Origin of the sequence: Jannaschia helgolandensis (assembly GCF_900109285.1) — a bacterium.
Classification (GTDB): Bacteria; Pseudomonadota; Alphaproteobacteria; order Rhodobacterales; family Rhodobacteraceae; genus Jannaschia; species Jannaschia helgolandensis.
Genome location: NZ_FNZQ01000001.1, coordinates 765411 through 781721 on the forward strand (window position 1 = coordinate 765411; position 16311 = coordinate 781721).

A 16311-nucleotide genomic window follows, 5' to 3' on the forward strand; every position below is an offset into this window, starting at 1 on the left:
TCCCGATTCTAACGAATTGTAACGACATGCTGTCGTCGCGTGCGGCCTTGCCGTGTCCGGCCCCCGTGATACCGTCGTGGTCAGAGGGTGCCCATGACCGACCGCAAAGCCACCACCACGCGCCTGACGCAAGCGGGGCTGAACCTGATCGGGCAGGCCCTGTCGATCTATGATGCCGATCTGCGGCTTGCGGTCTGCAACCGCATGTTCGCAACGATGTTCGATCTGCCCGAAGAATTGACCCGGCCCGGCGCGGATTTTGCCGACACGATCCGGTTTCTTCTGGAGCGCGGCGAATACGGCCCGACGCCCGATCTGGAAGCGATGCTGGCCGAGCGGATTGCGCAGGCCCGCGCGTTCGAGCCGCATTACATGGAGCGCGCGCGTCCCAACGGGCAGGTGATCGCGGTCGAAGGCTCGCCCTTGCCGCAGGGCGGGTGGGTCACCGTCTATACCGATATTACCGCCGCCCGCGCGCAGGAGCGCCTGCTGCGTGCTCGGTCCGAGGTGCTGTCGGATCAGTTGATCACCCGGCACGAGGAACTGGCCCAGGCCAACCGCCAGCTTGCCGCCACCAACGCCGCCCTGACCGAAGCGCGGCGCGAGGCGACCGAGATGGCCGCCCGCATCCAGCTGACGACCGAAATGCTGCCCGCCCATATCGCGCGGCTGGACCGCGACCGGCGCTATACCTTTTCGAACCGGCGGCTGGGTGCGGTGATGCCCGGTTCGCGGTCCGACATCATCGGGTTGCGGATGGACGAGGCGCTGAGCCCGTCGACCTATGCCACGGTCGAGCCGCATCTGACCCGCGCCCTGTCCGGCGAAGCATCGGTGTTCGAAGTCACCCATGCGCCATCGTCCCGCCGTATCCGCATCAGTTTCACCCCCGATGTCGAGGACGATACCGTGACCGGAGTCTATGCCCTGTCGGTCGATATCACCGAGGAGGCGCAAGCCCGCGCCGCGCTGTCGCAGGCTGCGGGCCGTCAGGTCGCCGCGCAACTCACCAGCGGCATGGCGCATGATTTTGCCAACCTTCTGACGGTAATTCTGGGCCTGAAGGACAAGCTGAGCCATATGGACCTGCCCCCGGCCGCGCAGCAATCCGTTGCTGCCATCGGCGTGGCCGCCACCCGCGGCGGCGTGCTGACGCGTCAGATCGCGGGACTGTCCGGTCCCCGCGACCTGAGACCCCGCGCCACCGACCTGCATGCGTTTCTGGCCGAGGTTGCGGTGCTGGGCGGCGCATCCCTGCCGGATGGCGTGACGCTGGATTGGTCGGTCATCGGTCTGGACGCCCCGGTCCTTCTGGACCCTGAGGCGTTGCGCGATGCGGCGTTGAATCTGATTCTGAATGCCCGCGATGCTATCGCACCCGGCCCCGGTACGATCACCCTGACCGCCCGTGCTCTGCGCGATATCTGGATCGAGGTCACGGTGACCGATACCGGACCGGGGTTCAGCCCGCAGGCGCTGGACCAGGGATTGCAGCCGTTCTTTACCGAAAAGGGCGAGGATGGCACCGGCCTTGGCCTGTCGATGGTTTATGACGTGGTGAAACTGGCGGGTGGACATACGCGGCTTGGAGCCGCGCCCGGCGGTGGCGCGCAGGTCACCTTGCGCCTGCCCCTGCGGCATCCGCCTGCCGGACCTGCCCCGATGGTCGTTCTGCTGGTCGAGGACGCGCCGCACATCCGCGAAGCCGTGCGTGATCAACTGGTGGCGGCCGGTCATTCGGTGCTGGAAGCCGCGACGGTGGACGAGGCACTGGGGTTGCTGGACATCGACGGCATAGGTCTCGTGCTGTCGGACATCATGCTGAAATCACGCGATACGGGCCTCGACCTGGCGCGCGCCGCGCGGGCGAGAGGGCTTGCGACGGCCCTGATGACCTCGCTGCCGGTCGATGCGCCGCTCTATCGCGAAGCCGCCGCCGGTTGGCCTGTTCTGCGCAAACCCTTCTCGATCGATCAGCTTGCGGCGGCGCTTCCGTGACCGCGCGCATTGCCATTCTGGATGACGATCCTGCAATCCGCACCCTGTTGGCCGATGCGGTCGAAGCCGCGGGAATGCAACCCGCCACCTATGCCCGCGCCGAGGCCTTCGAAGCCGCCTTGCGCAACGCGCCACCGGGCCATGGCCCGGACGTCTGCCTTGTCGATCTGGGCCTGCCGGACCGCGACGGACTGGCGGTCGTGTCGCGGCTGGCGCTGGAAGGCGGCGCGGCGATCATCATCATCTCCGGTCGGGCGCAGGTGCAGGATCGGATCACCGGATTGGAGCTGGGGGCCGACGATTATGTCGTAAAACCCTTCGAGCCGGCCGAGATCATCGCCCGTATCCGCGCCCGTCTGCGGAAGCCGCCGTCGCCGCCCAGCCGCCGCATGGCGCGGTTTGGTGGTTTCACGGCAGATTTCGACCGGTTCACACTGACCGGGCCGACCGATCTGGTCGAGGGCGGCGAGGCGGCGTTCAGTCAGGCCGAGGCGGAAATTCTGCGGCTCTTCCTCGACCGCCCGCGCCGTCTTCTGTCACGTGCCGAGATGCAGGAAGCGCTGGGAGGGGCGGCGGGTGACAGTTTCGACCGTGCGATGGATGTCCGCATTTCGCGCCTGCGCGCCAAGTTGGGCGAAGACCCGAAAAACCCGGCGCTGATCAAGACAATCTATGGGGCCGGGTATATTTTCCTGGGTGACGTGGTCTGGGGCTGACGGGCGGGGTTGCCGACTTCCGTCCGGAGTTCAGTGACGAGCCTCGATGCGGGCATGCAGCGCCTTGATCTTGCGGCTGGCCGTCGTTTCGCACAGCGGCGGCACGAAGGCATGGATCAGTGCCGCCGCCCCGGCCAGAAACAGCGTTCCGGCGAACCAGAGCGCAAAGCGCATGTGCCCGAAATAGCTTTCGTTGACCGAGGCCGGATGATCCTGAAATCCGCGGATGAAAAGGGCGATTTGGGTCATGGTGGCCTCCGAAACTGAACCGATTCCGTGCAATATGAATGGTTCACGGCGTGAAATTATCCAAGATTGCCTTGCAGGATGCGGGAAATTTAGAAAATAATCCCACGTATGGATCATAATATAGACGAAACTGATCGCCGTATTCTTCGACAGTTGCAAACTGACACGACGCCAAGTCTCGACGCCCTTGCGGAACGGGTCAGCCTGTCCCGCAATGCATGCTGGCGACGCATACGGCGGCTGGAGGAGGCGGGTGTGATCCGGGAACGGGTCGCACATCTGGACGCGGCGCGGCTGGGACTGGGACTCTCGGTCCTGATCCTGATCCGGGTCGGCGCGCATGATCCAAGCTGGCTGGCGAAGTTTCAGACGGTTGTGGCCGCCATGCCCGAAATTCAGGGCGCGCACCGCATGACCGGCGATCTGGATTACGTGCTGCGCGTCCGGGTGCGCGACGTCGCCGACTACGACCGGTTCTACAAGGCGCTGATCTCGCGGGTGCAGATGGCCGATATCTCGGCCAGTTTCGTGATGGAGGACATCAAGGACACGACCGCCCTGCCGATCTGACGGGGCGGGAGGTCAGTGTGGCGGCGGCGGTTTTCAGGATGTGCAGGCAGGTGACGAGATCGTCGGCGGAGGTGTCTTCGGCGAAATCGTGGCTGATGCCGCCGATCGACGGGGCGAACAACATGCCGGCCGGCATCAGTCGGCTGACGTTCGTGGCGTCGTGCAGGGCACCCGACGGCATGTTACACCAACGTCCGGGCGCATGGGTATCGGCGGCGGCGGCAAGAGCGGAGCGCAGGCCCGCATCCATATCGGCGGGCGGCAACCTGGCAGTGGCGGAAATCGTCAGCGACAGTCCAGTTGCCGCCGCGATCTGCGCGAGGGCGGTGCGGATCGCCTTCTCCATCCGGTCCAGACGAGGGGTGTCGGCGTCGCGCCACTGCACCGTGAACCGGACCCGGCCCGGTACGGCGGAGGGCGCATTCGGATGCACCGCGACATGACCGATCGTCCAGACCGATCGCGGCGTGACGATGGCACGCAGCGCGTCGCGTATCGCGTAATCGGCGTCCGAAAGGCCCCGCAGCGCATCGGTGCGCATATCCATCGGCGTCGTGCCCGCATGGTTCTGCTGTCCGCCCAGCGTGACCTCCACCTGTCGCAGGCCGACGATGGCGGTCACGATACCCGCGACCTGACCTGTGGTATCCAGCACCGGACCCTGTTCGATATGCGGTTCGATATAGGCGTCGAACCGCGTCGGGTCAGGGAATCCGCCAGTGGCTGGCAGGGCCTGGCGGGCTGTGCCGAAAGCAACGCCATCCAGATCTTTCAGCGCGTCGGCCTGATCCGGCGTCATCGCGCCAGACCATATCTCAGATCCGGTCGTTGCGCCGAACCGTCCCTCCTCGTCCTGAAAACTCACGACCGAGACGTTGGGGTTTTCCCGCGCCACCTGCAACGCTGCAATCACGCCGAAGGCCCCGTCGAGCCATCCACCCTCGGGCTGCGTATCAGTGTGGCTGCCCATCAGAAGTCGACCGCGCAGGCCCCAGACGTTGCCTGCGGGGTCGATTCGAGGCGTCAGCCCGGCGTCCGCGAACCTATCCGTTAGCCACAGTCGGGCGCGCACGTCGTCCGTATCGAAAGCCCGCCGCACCACGCCCGTGCCCCGCGCCCCGATGGCGCGCAATTCGTTCAAATCCGACAAGAACCGGTCGGCAGACGGGTCAGACGAAGTCGACATAATCCTCGATCACGCTCAGCTGGGTCACCCCCTGCAACACGACCGAACTGGCATCGAAAGTCAATTCGACCGCGTTCGAATAGACCAGTGCGTCGCCCAATACGTCTTCGACTGTCGTCGACACTGTCAGTCCCAGGGCTGCCCGGTCGAGGATCAGCAGGTCCTGCGCCCAGTCTGTCACGACGTCGTAGCCGCCGCTGAAGACGAACCGGTCCTCCTCCGTGCCGCCGGTCAACGTGTCATTGCCATCACCGCCGATCAGCACATCACGGCCCGTCCCGCCGTCCAGCCGATCCGCGCCCGAACCACCCAGCAGGGTATCGTCGCCGGTGCCGCCATAAAGAATGTCGTTGCCGTGGTCGCCGCGCAGCCGGTCATTGCCTGCGTGGCCGAACAGGTTGTCTGCCTCGGAATGGCCGCGCAGGTCGTCATCGCCATTTCCGCCCTTGAGCGTGTCATTGCCCTGTCCGCCCTCCAGCTTGTCGTTTCCGGATCCGCCGTGCAGGCTGTCGTCGCCGTCCTGACCCTTCAGGAAATCGGCCCCCTCTGCTCCGGCCAGATTGTCCCGTCCCGAGCCGCCCAGCAGCGTGTCATTGCCGCTGTGGCCTTGCAGAAGGTCATCGCCGTCGCCCCCCAGCAGGGTGTCGCTTCCCTTCCAGCCATAGAGCGTATCGGCACCGTCACCGCCCAGAAGGCGGTCGTTGTGCCGCCCCCCGCCCAGAACGTCGTCGCCCAGACCGCCATAGATCGTGTCGCGCCCGTCGCTGCCCTTCAGCGTGTCGTTGCCGTATCCGCCCTCCAGCCGGTCGTCACCGGCCTGCCCGTCGATGTAATCGGCCCCCTGGCGCGACAGGATGCGGTCGTTTCCGCCTCCGGCCATCACGCGCACCGTGCCGCCGGGCGTCAGGATCGTGTCGTCGCCATCCGCCATCGTGAGGGTCAGCACTTCGGTCGTCGCATTCCAGGCGGTGGTCCAGCCGGAGGTGTCGACGGTGCCACCGTAAAGATGTTGCAGCGCCTGTTCGTCCAGGGTCCGCAAGGTTTCGGCACGCGGGGTGCGCTGATCGTAGCTCATCACTGTGGCCAGCGTGGAATCGACCTGACCGTCCAGAGTGGTACCACCCTCATGCGGGTGCTTCAGTCCCATGGCATGGCCCAATTCGTGCAGCACGACCTCGAAATTGAAGGTGCCGGGGCGCCAGCTTCCGAGGCCGTCTATGGCGAGGATGCCCGACCCTGTATAGAAATCCGCCGACGCGGCGTAATTTGCATATCCGGCAACGCCCGGAATACCGTTCGCATTATAGGTATTTATCATTGCGTCGCCGCCGGTAATTTCGACCATGACGATGCCCGCCGCGGCCTCGAACAGGGCGATGGCGACTTCGAATTGCTCGCGCTGATGCGCGCTGAACGTCGACGTCGAATCGACATCGTAGCCGGAGGCCCGAACCGTCTCGACCGATGGCACGTCGCTACCTTCCAGATAACTGTAGGTGACGATGACGGGCGTTCCCGTGCTGAACGACGTATTCCACCGGAAGAACGGAGTATCCAGATAGGCAAGCAGGGCAGTTTGGTCGGTTACGACGGGCATGGCGGTTCCAGTCAGCACAGTTCGGGGACCAGGGTCAGGCCCTCAGATGCGCCGGATGCAGGGGTCCGATCAACACAAACCGGGTTAATACGTTAAGAAAACCCTAACGGATCAATGGGATGAAGGAGAAGCCCCAGCGGGCATCCCTCAGACGTCCTCGACCAGAGCGACACCGGGCAGCGATCTCAGCGCGCCCTTAACCTGAGGATTGACCGGGTACAGGTCGGGCAGGCGCAACTCCACTTCGCCGGGCAGGTCGTCGCCCAGCAGGCACAGGTGCATCGGGCCGCGTCCACGTGCGCCGGACTCGCCCGTCAACCGCGCGAGCAGGCCCTGCAGGGGACCGACCGCGCCCGCATCGTCGAGGAAGATGCGCAAACCGACCTGCGGCGCGGCATCCACGGCGTCGTCCATCGGCACGACGGACCGGGCCAGCAGTTTGAGCTGATCCGCTTCCTGTGTCGCCTCGACGTGCAGGATGACGCGGGACCCGGCCTCCAGGTATTCGCGCGACGCATCCAGCGTGTCGGAGAACACCATCACCTCATAGGCGCCGGTCGGATCGCTGGCCTGCACGAAGGCGAAGCGGTTGCCGCGCGCCGATTTGCGTTCCTGCCGCGACGACACGATGCCCGCGATCTTGGCTGCCATCGGGCCATTGCGCGTCTGCGCCTGCACATCGGCCAGCGTCAGGACCTTCTGACGCTTCAGCGCGACCATGTAGTCGTCCAGCGGATGGCCGGACAGATAGAAACCGATGGCCTTGAACTCTTCGCCCAGCCGCTCGGCCGGCAGCCAGTCGTCGCGGAACGGCAGACGGGGTTCGGGCAGGTCATCGCCCGCCTCGCCGAACAGGCTGACCTGATTGCTGGCGCGCTGATCGTGGATCGCGGCGGAATAGCCGACCAGCGCGTCCAGCGCGTCAAGGACGCGGGCGCGGTTGCCGTCGATCTGGTCGAAGGCCCCAGCGCGGGCGAGCATTTCCAGGGGTCGCTTGCCGACACGCTTGAGGTCCACACGGCGCGCGAAGTCGTAGAGGGTGGCGAACGGCTTGCCGTCGCGCCCGGCGATCACCAAACCCATCGCTTCGACGCCCACGTTCTTGAGCGCGCCCAGACCGTAGACCAGTGCCCCATCGGCAACCGTGAACCGGGCGGCGGAGCGGTTGACGCAGGGCGGCACGATCTCTAGCCCCAGTCCGCCGCGATCATGCGACTTGCGAACCTCCTCGGCATAGACGGCCAGCTTGTCGGTCAGATGGATGTCGCTGTTCATGATCCCGGCCATGAACTCAACCGGGTGGTTCGCCTTGAGCCATGCCGTCTGATAGCTGACGACGGCATAGGCGGCGGCGTGCGACTTGTTGAAACCGTAGTTGGCGAACTTGTCGAGCAGGTTCCAGACTTCCATCGCCTTGGCCTTGTCGACACCGTTCTTCGCGGCCCCTTCCAGGAAAAGCGGTCGCTGGGCGTCCATCTCGGCCTGGATCTTCTTGCCCATCGCGCGGCGCAGAAGGTCAGCCCCGCCAAGCGAGTATCCCGCCATTTCCTGCGCGATCTGCATCACCTGTTCCTGATAGACGATGATGCCCTGCGTCTCGTCCAGAATGTGGTCGATCGACGGGTGCAGCGCGTCACGCTTGGACAGACCGTTCTTGACCTCGCAATATTTCGGAATGTTCTCCATCGGGCCGGGACGGTAGAGCGCCACCAGCGCTACGATATCCTCGATGCAGGTCGGTTTCATGCGCCGCAGCGCATCCATCATTCCGGTCGATTCCACCTGGAAGACGGCGACCGCGCGGGCGGCGGAGTACAATTCGTAGCTGGCCTTGTCGTCCAGCGGGATCGCATTGATGTCGTTCACTGTCCCAGGCGCCGGTTCATACAATTGACGGCCGTCGGCGGCAAAGTGAATGTCCCGTCCCTGTTCGCGGATCAGGCGCACCGCATCGGCGACCTGCGTCAGCGTTTTCAGGCCAAGGAAGTCGAACTTCACCAGACCGGCCTTTTCGACCCATTTCATGTTGAACTGCGTCGCCGGCATATCCGACCGCGGGTCTTTATAAAGTGGCACCAGCGCGTCCAGCGGACGGTCCCCGATCACCACACCGGCGGCATGGGTCGAGGCATTTCGCAGCAACCCCTCCAGTTTCTCGGCATAATCCAGCAGGCGCTTGACGGGGTTCGTGCGACCGTCGCGCCGATCCTGCTCGCTCTCGCGCGCGGCTTCGCGCAGGCGCGGCTCGTCGGCGAGCGCCTTGGTGATGCTGACCGGCTTTACCCCCTCGACCGGGATCATCTTCGACAGCTGGTCGCATTGAAAATACGACATGCCCAACACACGGCCTACATCGCGCACCGCGGCCTTGGACAGAAGCGCGCCGAATGTGATGATTTGGCCCACGCGGTCACGGCCGTACTTGCCCTGAACGTAGGTGATGACCTCTTCCCGGCGGTCCATGCAGAAGTCGATGTCGAAGTCCGGCATCGACACCCGTTCGGGGTTCAGAAACCGCTCGAACAGCAGACCGTAGCGCAGCGGATCAAGGTCAGTGATCGTCAGCGCATAGGCCACCAGCGACCCGGCACCCGACCCGCGTCCCGGCCCGACCGGGATGTCCTGATCCTTGGCCCATTTGATGAAATCGGCGACGATCAGGAAGTAGCCCGGAAAGCCCATCCCTTCGATTACGCCCAACTCGTAGTCGAGCCGTTTCTCATACTCCTCGACAGATGCCGCATGCGGGATGACGGCAAGCCGCGCCTTCAGCCCCTCCTGCGATTGGCGACGCAGTTCGGCCACTTCGTCATCCGCGAACTTCGGCAGGATCGGGTCGCGGCCATACGCCTTGAAGGCGCAGCGCCGCGCGATCTCCAAGGTGTTTTCCAGCGCCTCGGGCAGATCGGCGAACAATACTTCCATCTCGCCCTGCGTGGCGAAATGGTGGCGCGGGGTGACCTGTCGGCGTGGGGCCTGCTGATCGACATAGGCCCCCTCGGCGATGCACAGGAAGGCGTCGTGGGCTTCGTGCATTTTCGGATCGGGAAAATAGACATCGTTGGTCGCCACCAGCGGCAACCCACGGGCATAAGCCTGTTCGACGTGAAACCGCTCGGTCGGCTCAGGGCTTCGATGGCGCTGCAATTCGACATACAGCCGGTCGGCGAAGATGCCGTGCAACCGTCCCAGCACCGCTTCGGCCTTGGGCTCCTGGCCGTCCGCGACCAATCGCCCGACGGCCCCGTCCGGTCCGCCGGTCAGGCAAATCAGTCCCTCGGCATATTCCGCCAATTCCTCCATCGTTACCTGCGGCGCCATCTCCGGACGGTTCAGATACAGGCAGGAGTTCAGCTTCATGAGGTTTTCGTACCCGACCTCGGTCTGCGCCAGCAGGACAACGGGTGCGGGCTTGCGCGGTTTTTCCCCCGGCGCGGCAGGGTCGTGCATGACGTCGATCTGGCAACCCATGATCGGCTGGATGCCACGTGCCGCCAGACTGCTGGCCGCTTCCAGCGCGGCGAACATGTTGTTGGTATCGGTCATCGCAACGGCCGGCATCTGCGCGCGCGCCACCAGATCGGGCAGGCCCTTCAGCCGGATCGCGCCTTCCAGCAGCGAATATTCGGTGTGCAGGCGCAGGTGGATGAATCGGGGACTGCTCATGCACGGCATTTAGCAATGCCGCGCACGCGCCGAAAGGTCCGTCCGCCGCCCAGCGCCGGATAAACGGCATTGACCGCCATCAGCATTCCCGACAGAAGCCGTCCCCCCAGGTATTTGGTCACGTCGTGGAATCGTATCGGTCAGCGCCATGGTCTCGGTGACACCGGGTGAAGGGCTTCGGGGCATGGACCCCTTGCAAAACGTGGCCGGGGCGGGTTTTCTGTAACGGCACCCTCTACGCCGCATCGAGGGGCAGCGAGCTGAGCCAATTTGTATCGCGGCGAAAGATCCTGCATGGACATCCCTTTCCGCTTGAATGGCGAGGACGTCACCGCCGCGACCTCCGACCCGACCGCGACCCTGCTGGACTGGCTGCGCGAGACGCGGGGCCTGACCGGCACCAAGGAGGGCTGCAACGAGGGCGATTGCGGGGCATGTTCTGTGATCGTGACCGGGGCGGATGGCACGTCCAGGGCCCTGAACGCCTGCATCCTGTTTCTGCCGCAACTGGTCGGCAAGACCGTTCGCACCGTCGAAGGGCTGGCCGCCCCGGATGGCACGCTGCACCCGGTTCAGCAGGCGATGGTCGATCATCACGGGTCGCAATGCGGGTTTTGCACGCCGGGTTTTGTCACGACGATGGCGGCGGCCCATACGGTGGGGGCGACCGATCATACCGACCAGATTGCCGGAAACCTGTGCCGTTGCACCGGCTACGCCCCGATCCTGCGCGCGGCGCGCGCCGTCGTGACCGCACCTGTGCCGCAACACATGCGCGAAGCCCCCGCCCCCGGTTCCCGAATATCCAACTCGGGTCATCATCATCCGCGGGACGCCGACGATCTGGCGCAATGGTATCTCGATAACCCCGACGCCACTCTGGTTGCGGGCGCGACGGACGTCGGCCTGTGGGTCACCAAGCAGTTTCGCCCCCTCGGCAGGCTGGCCTTCCTTGCCGGGTGCGACGACCTGCGCGGCGTCACCGTGACCGACGGTGCAATCGAAATCGGCGCGATGACGGACATGGAAACCCTGAGACACGCCATCGCTCCGCACCATCCGTCCTTTGCCGAACTTCTGCGCCGGTATGGCAGTGTGCAGGTCCGCAATGCGGCGACGATCGGCGGGAACATCGCCAACGGCTCGCCCATCGGCGACAGCCCTCCGCCGCTGATCGCGCTGGGCGCGACCCTGCATCTGCGGCGCGGGGACGCCCGGCGGTCGATGCCGCTGGAGGAGTTCTTTATCGACTACGGCAAGCAGGACCGGCAGCCCGGCGAATTCGTCGAGCGTGTGACGATCCCGCGTCAGCCCGACACGCTGACCTGTCACAAGCTGTCCAAACGCTTCGATCAGGACATTTCCGCCGTCTGCGCGGCTTTCAATATGGCCGTCGAAAATGGCGTCATCACCAACCCCCGTGTGGCATTCGGCGGCATGGCCGGCATACCGAAACGCGCAGCCCGGACCGAAGCGGCGCTGGAAGGTCAGCCCCTGACCCAGGCAACGCTGGCGGAGGCGGCCAGAGACCTTGCGCAGGATTTCACACCGATGTCCGACATGCGCGCCAGCGCGACCTATCGTCTGGCAGCCGCGCAGGGGATGCTGCTGCGTCTGGTCCTGGACGCGCCCGACCTGCTGGCGGTGCAGCCATGAGCGTTGCCAAACCCCTGCCGCATGAAAGCGCGCGCCTGCATGTGACCGGCACCGCGCGCTACACCGACGATATTCCGGCCCCCTCCGGATGCCTGCATCTGGCCTTCGGCTTGTCCGAGGTCGCCTCCGCATCGCTCGATACCCTCGATCTGGACGCCGTCCGCGCCGCACCCGGCGTCGTCGCCGTAATGACGGCGGACGATCTGGATCCGATGCCCGACTGTTCCCCGTCGAACCGGGACGAGCCTCTGCTTTGCACCGGGACGATCCACTATGCCGGTCAACCACTGTATCTGGTGATTGCCGACAGTCATCTGAACGCCCGTCGCGCAGCCCGGCTGCACAGTGCGGGGGTCACCGAACATAAGCCGATCCTGACCATCGAAGAGGCGCTTTCAGCAGAATCGTGGTTCGATGGCGGCCCCCGCATCTGGACCGACGGCGACGTCGACGCGGCGTTGGAAAGCGCCCCTCATCACCTGTCCGGGCAGATCGAGATGGGCGGTCAGGAGCATTTCTACCTGGAAGGCCACGCAGCACTTGCCCAACCATCCGAGGCCGGGGAGATGCATGTCTTCACCTCGACCCAGCACCCTACCGAAATCCAGCACAAGGTGGCGGATGCTCTGGGCGTCCCGATGCATGCCATCCGGTCGGAAGTGCGACGCATGGGCGGCGGCTTCGGCGGTAAGGAAAGCCAGGGCAATGCTTTGGCAATCGCCTGTGCCGTTGCCGCGCGCCTGACCGGCAAGGCCTGCCGGATGCGCTATGACCGAGACGACGATTTCACTGTCACCGGAAAACGCCACGATTTCCGCGTGGCCTATGATGTGGGTCATGACGCCGAAGGTCGCGTGCTGGCCGTTCGGTTCCGACACTGGACACGCTGCGGTTGGTCGCAGGACCTGTCATTGCCGGTCGCCGACCGGGCGATGCTGCACGCCGACAACGCCTATGACATCCCGGTCATGGCAATCGAAAGCTGGCGGCTGCGGACCAATACGCAATCCGCCACCGCCTTTCGCGGTTTCGGAGGGCCGCAGGGCATGCTCGGGATCGAGCGGGTGATGGACCATGTTGCCCATGTCCTGGAACGCGATCCGTTGCAGGTGCGGCGATTGAATTTCTACGATGATACAGGATGCGAAGTTGCTGCCTCCGGCGGGAATATTTCCGGAGCAAAGACGGGGCGGACGCACTACGGGCAGGCGGTCACTGACTTCTGTCTGGGTGCGATGACCGACCGGTTGGCCGCAAGCTGCGACTACGACGCGCGGCGGGCGCGGGTGGCGGAATGGAATGCGGTGAATCCGGTGCTGAAACGGGGGATCGCCCTGACGCCGGTGAAATTCGGGATTTCGTTCACCCTGACTCATCTTAACCAGGCGGGCGCTCTGGTGCATGTCTATGCCGACGGGTCGATCCATCTGAACCACGGTGGCACCGAGATGGGGCAGGGGCTGCATTCGAAAGTCGCACAGGTCGCGGCGGACCGGTTCGGATGCGATCTGGCGCGCGTGAAGGTGACGGCAACGGATACCGCCAAGGTGCCGAATACGTCGGCGACGGCGGCGTCGTCGGGCGCGGATCTGAACGGCATGGCGGTCAAGGCGGCCTGCGATACGATCCGGGCACGCATCGCGGATTGGCTGGCCGCGGAACACCAGGCCGATGCCTCGTCGGTGGTCTTTGCCGATGATGCCGTGCAGGTCGGTGGTGCGACCTATTCCTTCGAGAAAGTCGCCGCGATGGCCTTTGCGGGTCGGGTTTCGCTGTCGTCCACGGGCTTCTACGCCACCCCGGAAATCAGTTGGGACCGGGAGGCGGGGCAGGGTCGCCCGTTCTTCTATTTCGCGTATGGCGCAGCCTGTTCGGAAGTCGTGATCGACACATTGACGGGCGAGAACCGCATCCTGCGTACCGATATCCTGCACGATGCAGGGGCGTCCCTGAATCCGGCGCTGGACATTGGTCAGATCGAAGGCGGTTTCGTGCAGGGTGCCGGGTGGCTGACCACGGAGGAGCTGGTCTGGGATGACGCAGGCCGTCTGCGGACGCACGCGCCGTCTACCTACAAAATCCCCTGCGCGTCTGACATTCCGGCCATCTTCAATGTCGCGCTTTGGGACGCTCCCAATCCGGAGGATACGATTTACAGATCCAAGGCCGTAGGCGAGCCGCCATTGATGCACGGAAACAGCGTATTGATGGCGCTGTCGGATGCCATTGCGGCTTGCGGTGCCGCGTATCCCGCGCTGAACGCCCCCGCCACGGCAGAACGGGTGCTGGCCGCGGTGAGGGCCCTGAAATGAGCATCAATGTCCGCCGGCTGCGCGCCATGTTGGCCGCGCGGGGGACGCTGGTCCGTGTCGTGGTGGCTGATGTGCGGGGATCGGCACCGCGCGAGGCCGGGGCCGAGATGCTGGTCTGGGCAGACGGGTTTCACGGCACGATCGGCGGCGGTGCGCTGGAATGGCGGGCACTCCGGATTGCGCGCGAGGTTCTGCGGACAGGTGCAACGCGGGTCGAGCGAATACCGCTTGGTCCCGGGCTGGGTCAGTGCTGTGGCGGGGCCGTCACGTTGGTTTTCGAACGGCTGGACGCTGTGCCGCCGATGCCCTGGCGCCGTGAAATCGCGGGGTTCGGGCTGCTCGAAGAAGACGGCACCGGGTCGTCGGCCCCACTCTGGATCTGGGGCGCCGGGCATGTGGGGCGTGCACTGGTCGCAACACTGGCACCGCTCCGCGATATTGTCTGGGTGGACGATGCGGCGGCGCGCTTCCCGGTAACCATGCCCGACGAGGTAGAGCGACTTGTGGCCGCCGACATGCCGCGCGCCATGGCCTTCGCGCCCGGTGACGTCGATCACCTTATCCTGACATATTCGCACGAAATCGACCTGGCGCTGTGTCACGAGGCGCTAAACCAGGGGTTTCGAACCTGCGGGCTGATCGGATCGGCCACCAAGTGGGCGCGGTTCCGGTCGCGTCTGCTGGCGCTGGGGCATGAAAAACAGGCGATCGACCGCATCACCTGTCCGATCGGGAACCCCGCGCTGGGCAAGCATCCACAAGCCATTGCCGTTGGTGTCGCCGCCGCGCTACTCTCGCCAGAGTTGTCCGCAGAGACGACGGAAGGGACGCCCGCTTGACCACACTTCTGGAGCTTTCCGGTCTGACAAAGGCCTACCCCGGCGTGGTCGCCAATTCGGACGTCTCGTTTTCCATCGCGCGAGGCGGCGTGCATGCCCTGCTGGGCGAGAACGGTGCTGGAAAGTCGACGCTGGTCAAGACGATCTATGGCCTGGTCAAGCCCGACAGCGGTTCGATGCGCCTGAACGGCAAGCCGTATACCCCGTCCGAGCCGCGCGATGCGCGGGCGGCGGGCGTGGCGATGGTATTTCAGCACTTCAGCCTGTTCGAGGCCTTGTCAGTTGCTGAAAACGTCGCCTTGGGCATGGAAACCCCGCCGCCGATGCGCGACCTCAGCCGTCGTATCCGTGAGGTGTCGGAGGCTTATGGCCTGCCGCTCGACCCGACGCGCCGCGTTGGCGACCTGTCGGCAGGAGAGCGGCAACGGGTCGAGATCGTGCGGTGCCTGTTGCAGGATCCCAGCCTGCTGATCATGGATGAGCCGACCAGTGTGCTGACTCCGCAGGAAGTGGGAATTCTGTTCGCGACGTTGCGCAAGCTGGCGCTGGAGGGGACGTCGATCCTGTATATATCGCACAAGCTTGAGGAAATCCGTGCACTGTGTGATGCGGCGACGATCCTGCGGGGCGGCAAGGTGGTGGGCGAAGCCAATCCGCGCAAGGCATCGGCGGCGGAACTGGCGGAACAGATGGTGGGCACGAAACTGACGCCGCCAAAGGCCCGTGCCGGGGCCGTCGGCGAGATCATCCTGCAGGTGTCGCGTCTGTCGATGCCACCGGCGTCACAGTTCGGCACGCCGTTGAAGAACGTCTCGCTGGCCGTGCGGGCTGGCGAGGTTCTGGGTATCGGCGGGGTCGCCGGCAACGGTCAGGACGAGCTGCTGTCGGCCCTGTCCGGGGAACGTCGGACGTCGCGGGAAACGGTGCTTCTGGAGGGCACCGACGTGTCGCGCATGCCCCCATCCGCCCGGCGCGCGGCAGGTCTTCTGACCGCCCCGGAGGAGCGTTTGGGCCATGCGGCCGCACCGGATATGTCATTGACGGAAAACGCGGTTCTGACAGGTACTGCGCGCATGGGGTTGTTGCGAAACGGTTTCCTCAGCTGGTCCCGCGCCCGCAGCTTCGCGAAGGATATCATCGCCCAATTCGACGTGCGCACACCCGGCCCGGGGGTGGCGGCGCGGAGCTTGTCGGGGGGGAACCTGCAGAAGTTCGTGATCGGGCGCGAGGTATTGCAGGGACCCCGTGTGCTGGTGGTCAATCAGCCGACCTGGGGGGTCGATGCAAGTGCCGCCGCGGCCATCCGGCAGGCACTTCTGGACCTTGCCGCCGAGGGGGCCGGAATCGTCGTCATCTCGCAGGATCTGGATGAATTGCTTGAGATTTCCGACAGGTTCGCGGCTCTTAACGGTGGGGCTCTGGGCGAGGCGGTGCCGACCTCCAGCCTGACGATGGAACAGATCGGACTGATGCTGGGCGGGGCGCACGACCTGGAGGAAGCGCATGTGTAACGGACGTGCAT

12 protein-coding genes are annotated in these 16311 nt (G+C 65.0%); 7 read left to right on the forward strand and 5 right to left on the reverse strand.

The window, feature by feature from the left end; translation table 11 throughout:
• The first annotated feature begins 93 nt into the window (after positions 1-93).
• Complete coding sequence (locus BMY38_RS03680; protein ID WP_092759848.1) at positions 94-1998, forward strand: hybrid sensor histidine kinase/response regulator; 1905 nt, start codon at positions 94-96, stop codon at positions 1996-1998.
• Positions 1995-2714 carry a response regulator transcription factor gene (locus tag BMY38_RS03685; protein WP_092759850.1) on the forward strand — a complete coding sequence of 240 codons (720 nt, stop codon included), beginning with the start codon at positions 1995-1997 and terminating at the stop codon, positions 2712-2714. Before BMY38_RS03680 ends, BMY38_RS03685 begins: the two co-directional genes overlap by 4 nt.
• A gap of 30 nt (positions 2715-2744) precedes the next feature.
• On the opposite strand, the gene BMY38_RS03690 is transcribed toward BMY38_RS03685, so the two are convergent.
• The gene (locus tag BMY38_RS03690) at positions 2745-2963 is read right to left on the reverse strand and encodes a DUF6356 family protein (protein ID WP_092759852.1); all 219 of its coding nucleotides are present in this window, start codon (positions 2961-2963) and stop codon (positions 2745-2747) included.
• Between the two features lie 108 nt (positions 2964-3071).
• Between BMY38_RS03690 and BMY38_RS03695 the strand changes: the two genes are divergently transcribed.
• The gene (locus tag BMY38_RS03695) at positions 3072-3533 is read left to right on the forward strand and encodes an Lrp/AsnC family transcriptional regulator (protein ID WP_092759854.1); all 462 of its coding nucleotides are present in this window, start codon (positions 3072-3074) and stop codon (positions 3531-3533) included.
• Here the strand turns inward: BMY38_RS03695 and BMY38_RS03700 are convergent.
• The 4 genes from BMY38_RS03700 to BMY38_RS18550 all read right to left on the reverse strand — a co-directional run bounded on the left by BMY38_RS03700 (position 3505) and on the right by BMY38_RS18550 (position 10104).
• On the reverse strand, positions 3505-4719 hold the full coding sequence (locus BMY38_RS03700) for a hydantoinase/carbamoylase family amidase (protein WP_092759856.1): 1215 nt from the start codon (positions 4717-4719) through the stop codon (positions 3505-3507). The genes BMY38_RS03695 and BMY38_RS03700 overlap by 29 nt on opposite strands.
• Positions 4703-6316: a hypothetical protein gene (locus BMY38_RS17845; RefSeq protein WP_139204646.1), complete on the reverse strand. Its 1614-nt coding sequence runs from the start codon at positions 6314-6316 to the stop codon at positions 4703-4705. The genes BMY38_RS03700 and BMY38_RS17845 overlap by 17 nt, the downstream gene beginning before the upstream one ends.
• 147 nt (positions 6317-6463) lie before the next feature.
• Positions 6464-9982: a DNA polymerase III subunit alpha gene (dnaE, locus tag BMY38_RS03710; RefSeq protein WP_092761169.1), complete on the reverse strand. Its 3519-nt coding sequence runs from the start codon at positions 9980-9982 to the stop codon at positions 6464-6466.
• Entirely contained in the window at positions 9979-10104 is a 126-nt protein-coding gene (locus tag BMY38_RS18550; protein ID WP_281243202.1) for a hypothetical protein, read from the reverse strand. The genes dnaE and BMY38_RS18550 overlap by 4 nt, the downstream gene beginning before the upstream one ends.
• Positions 10105-10276: 172 nt before the next feature.
• Here BMY38_RS18550 and xdhA point away from each other — a divergent pair, with 172 nt between their 5' ends.
• The 4 genes from xdhA to BMY38_RS03730 are packed head-to-tail and all read left to right on the forward strand — an operon-like array spanning position 10277 to position 16300.
• The gene (xdhA, locus tag BMY38_RS03715; protein ID WP_092759858.1) at positions 10277-11638 is read left to right on the forward strand and encodes a xanthine dehydrogenase small subunit; all 1362 of its coding nucleotides are present in this window, start codon (positions 10277-10279) and stop codon (positions 11636-11638) included.
• Complete coding sequence (gene xdhB / locus BMY38_RS03720; protein ID WP_092759860.1) at positions 11635-13950, forward strand: xanthine dehydrogenase molybdopterin binding subunit; 2316 nt, start codon at positions 11635-11637, stop codon at positions 13948-13950. The genes xdhA and xdhB overlap by 4 nt, the downstream gene beginning before the upstream one ends.
• On the forward strand, positions 13947-14789 hold the full coding sequence (gene xdhC / locus BMY38_RS03725; protein ID WP_092759862.1) for a xanthine dehydrogenase accessory protein XdhC: 843 nt from the start codon (positions 13947-13949) through the stop codon (positions 14787-14789). The genes xdhB and xdhC overlap by 4 nt, the downstream gene beginning before the upstream one ends.
• Entirely contained in the window at positions 14786-16300 is a 1515-nt protein-coding gene (locus BMY38_RS03730) for an ABC transporter ATP-binding protein (RefSeq protein ID WP_092759864.1), read from the forward strand. The genes xdhC and BMY38_RS03730 overlap by 4 nt, the downstream gene beginning before the upstream one ends.
• Positions 16301-16311: the final 11 nt, after the last annotated feature.

Bases quoted from the DNA above. Each gene is read 5' to 3' on its own strand.
- BMY38_RS03680 (WP_092759848.1), top strand. From the start codon at position 94: ATGACCGACCGCAAAGCCACCACCACGCGCCTGACGCAAGCGGGGCTG.
- BMY38_RS03690 (WP_092759852.1), bottom strand. From the start codon at position 2,963: ATGACCCAAATCGCCCTTTTCATCCGCGGATTTCAGGATCATCCGGCC.
- BMY38_RS03695 (WP_092759854.1), top strand. From the start codon at position 3,072: ATGGATCATAATATAGACGAAACTGATCGCCGTATTCTTCGACAGTTG.
- BMY38_RS03700 (WP_092759856.1), bottom strand. From the start codon at position 4,719: ATGTCGACTTCGTCTGACCCGTCTGCCGACCGGTTCTTGTCGGATTTG.
- BMY38_RS17845 (WP_139204646.1), bottom strand. From the start codon at position 6,316: ATGCCCGTCGTAACCGACCAAACTGCCCTGCTTGCCTATCTGGATACT.
- dnaE (WP_092761169.1), bottom strand. From the start codon at position 9,982: ATGAGCAGTCCCCGATTCATCCACCTGCGCCTGCACACCGAATATTCG.
- xdhA (WP_092759858.1), top strand. From the start codon at position 10,277: ATGGACATCCCTTTCCGCTTGAATGGCGAGGACGTCACCGCCGCGACC.
- xdhB (WP_092759860.1), top strand. From the start codon at position 11,635: ATGAGCGTTGCCAAACCCCTGCCGCATGAAAGCGCGCGCCTGCATGTG.
- xdhC (WP_092759862.1), top strand. From the start codon at position 13,947: ATGAGCATCAATGTCCGCCGGCTGCGCGCCATGTTGGCCGCGCGGGGG.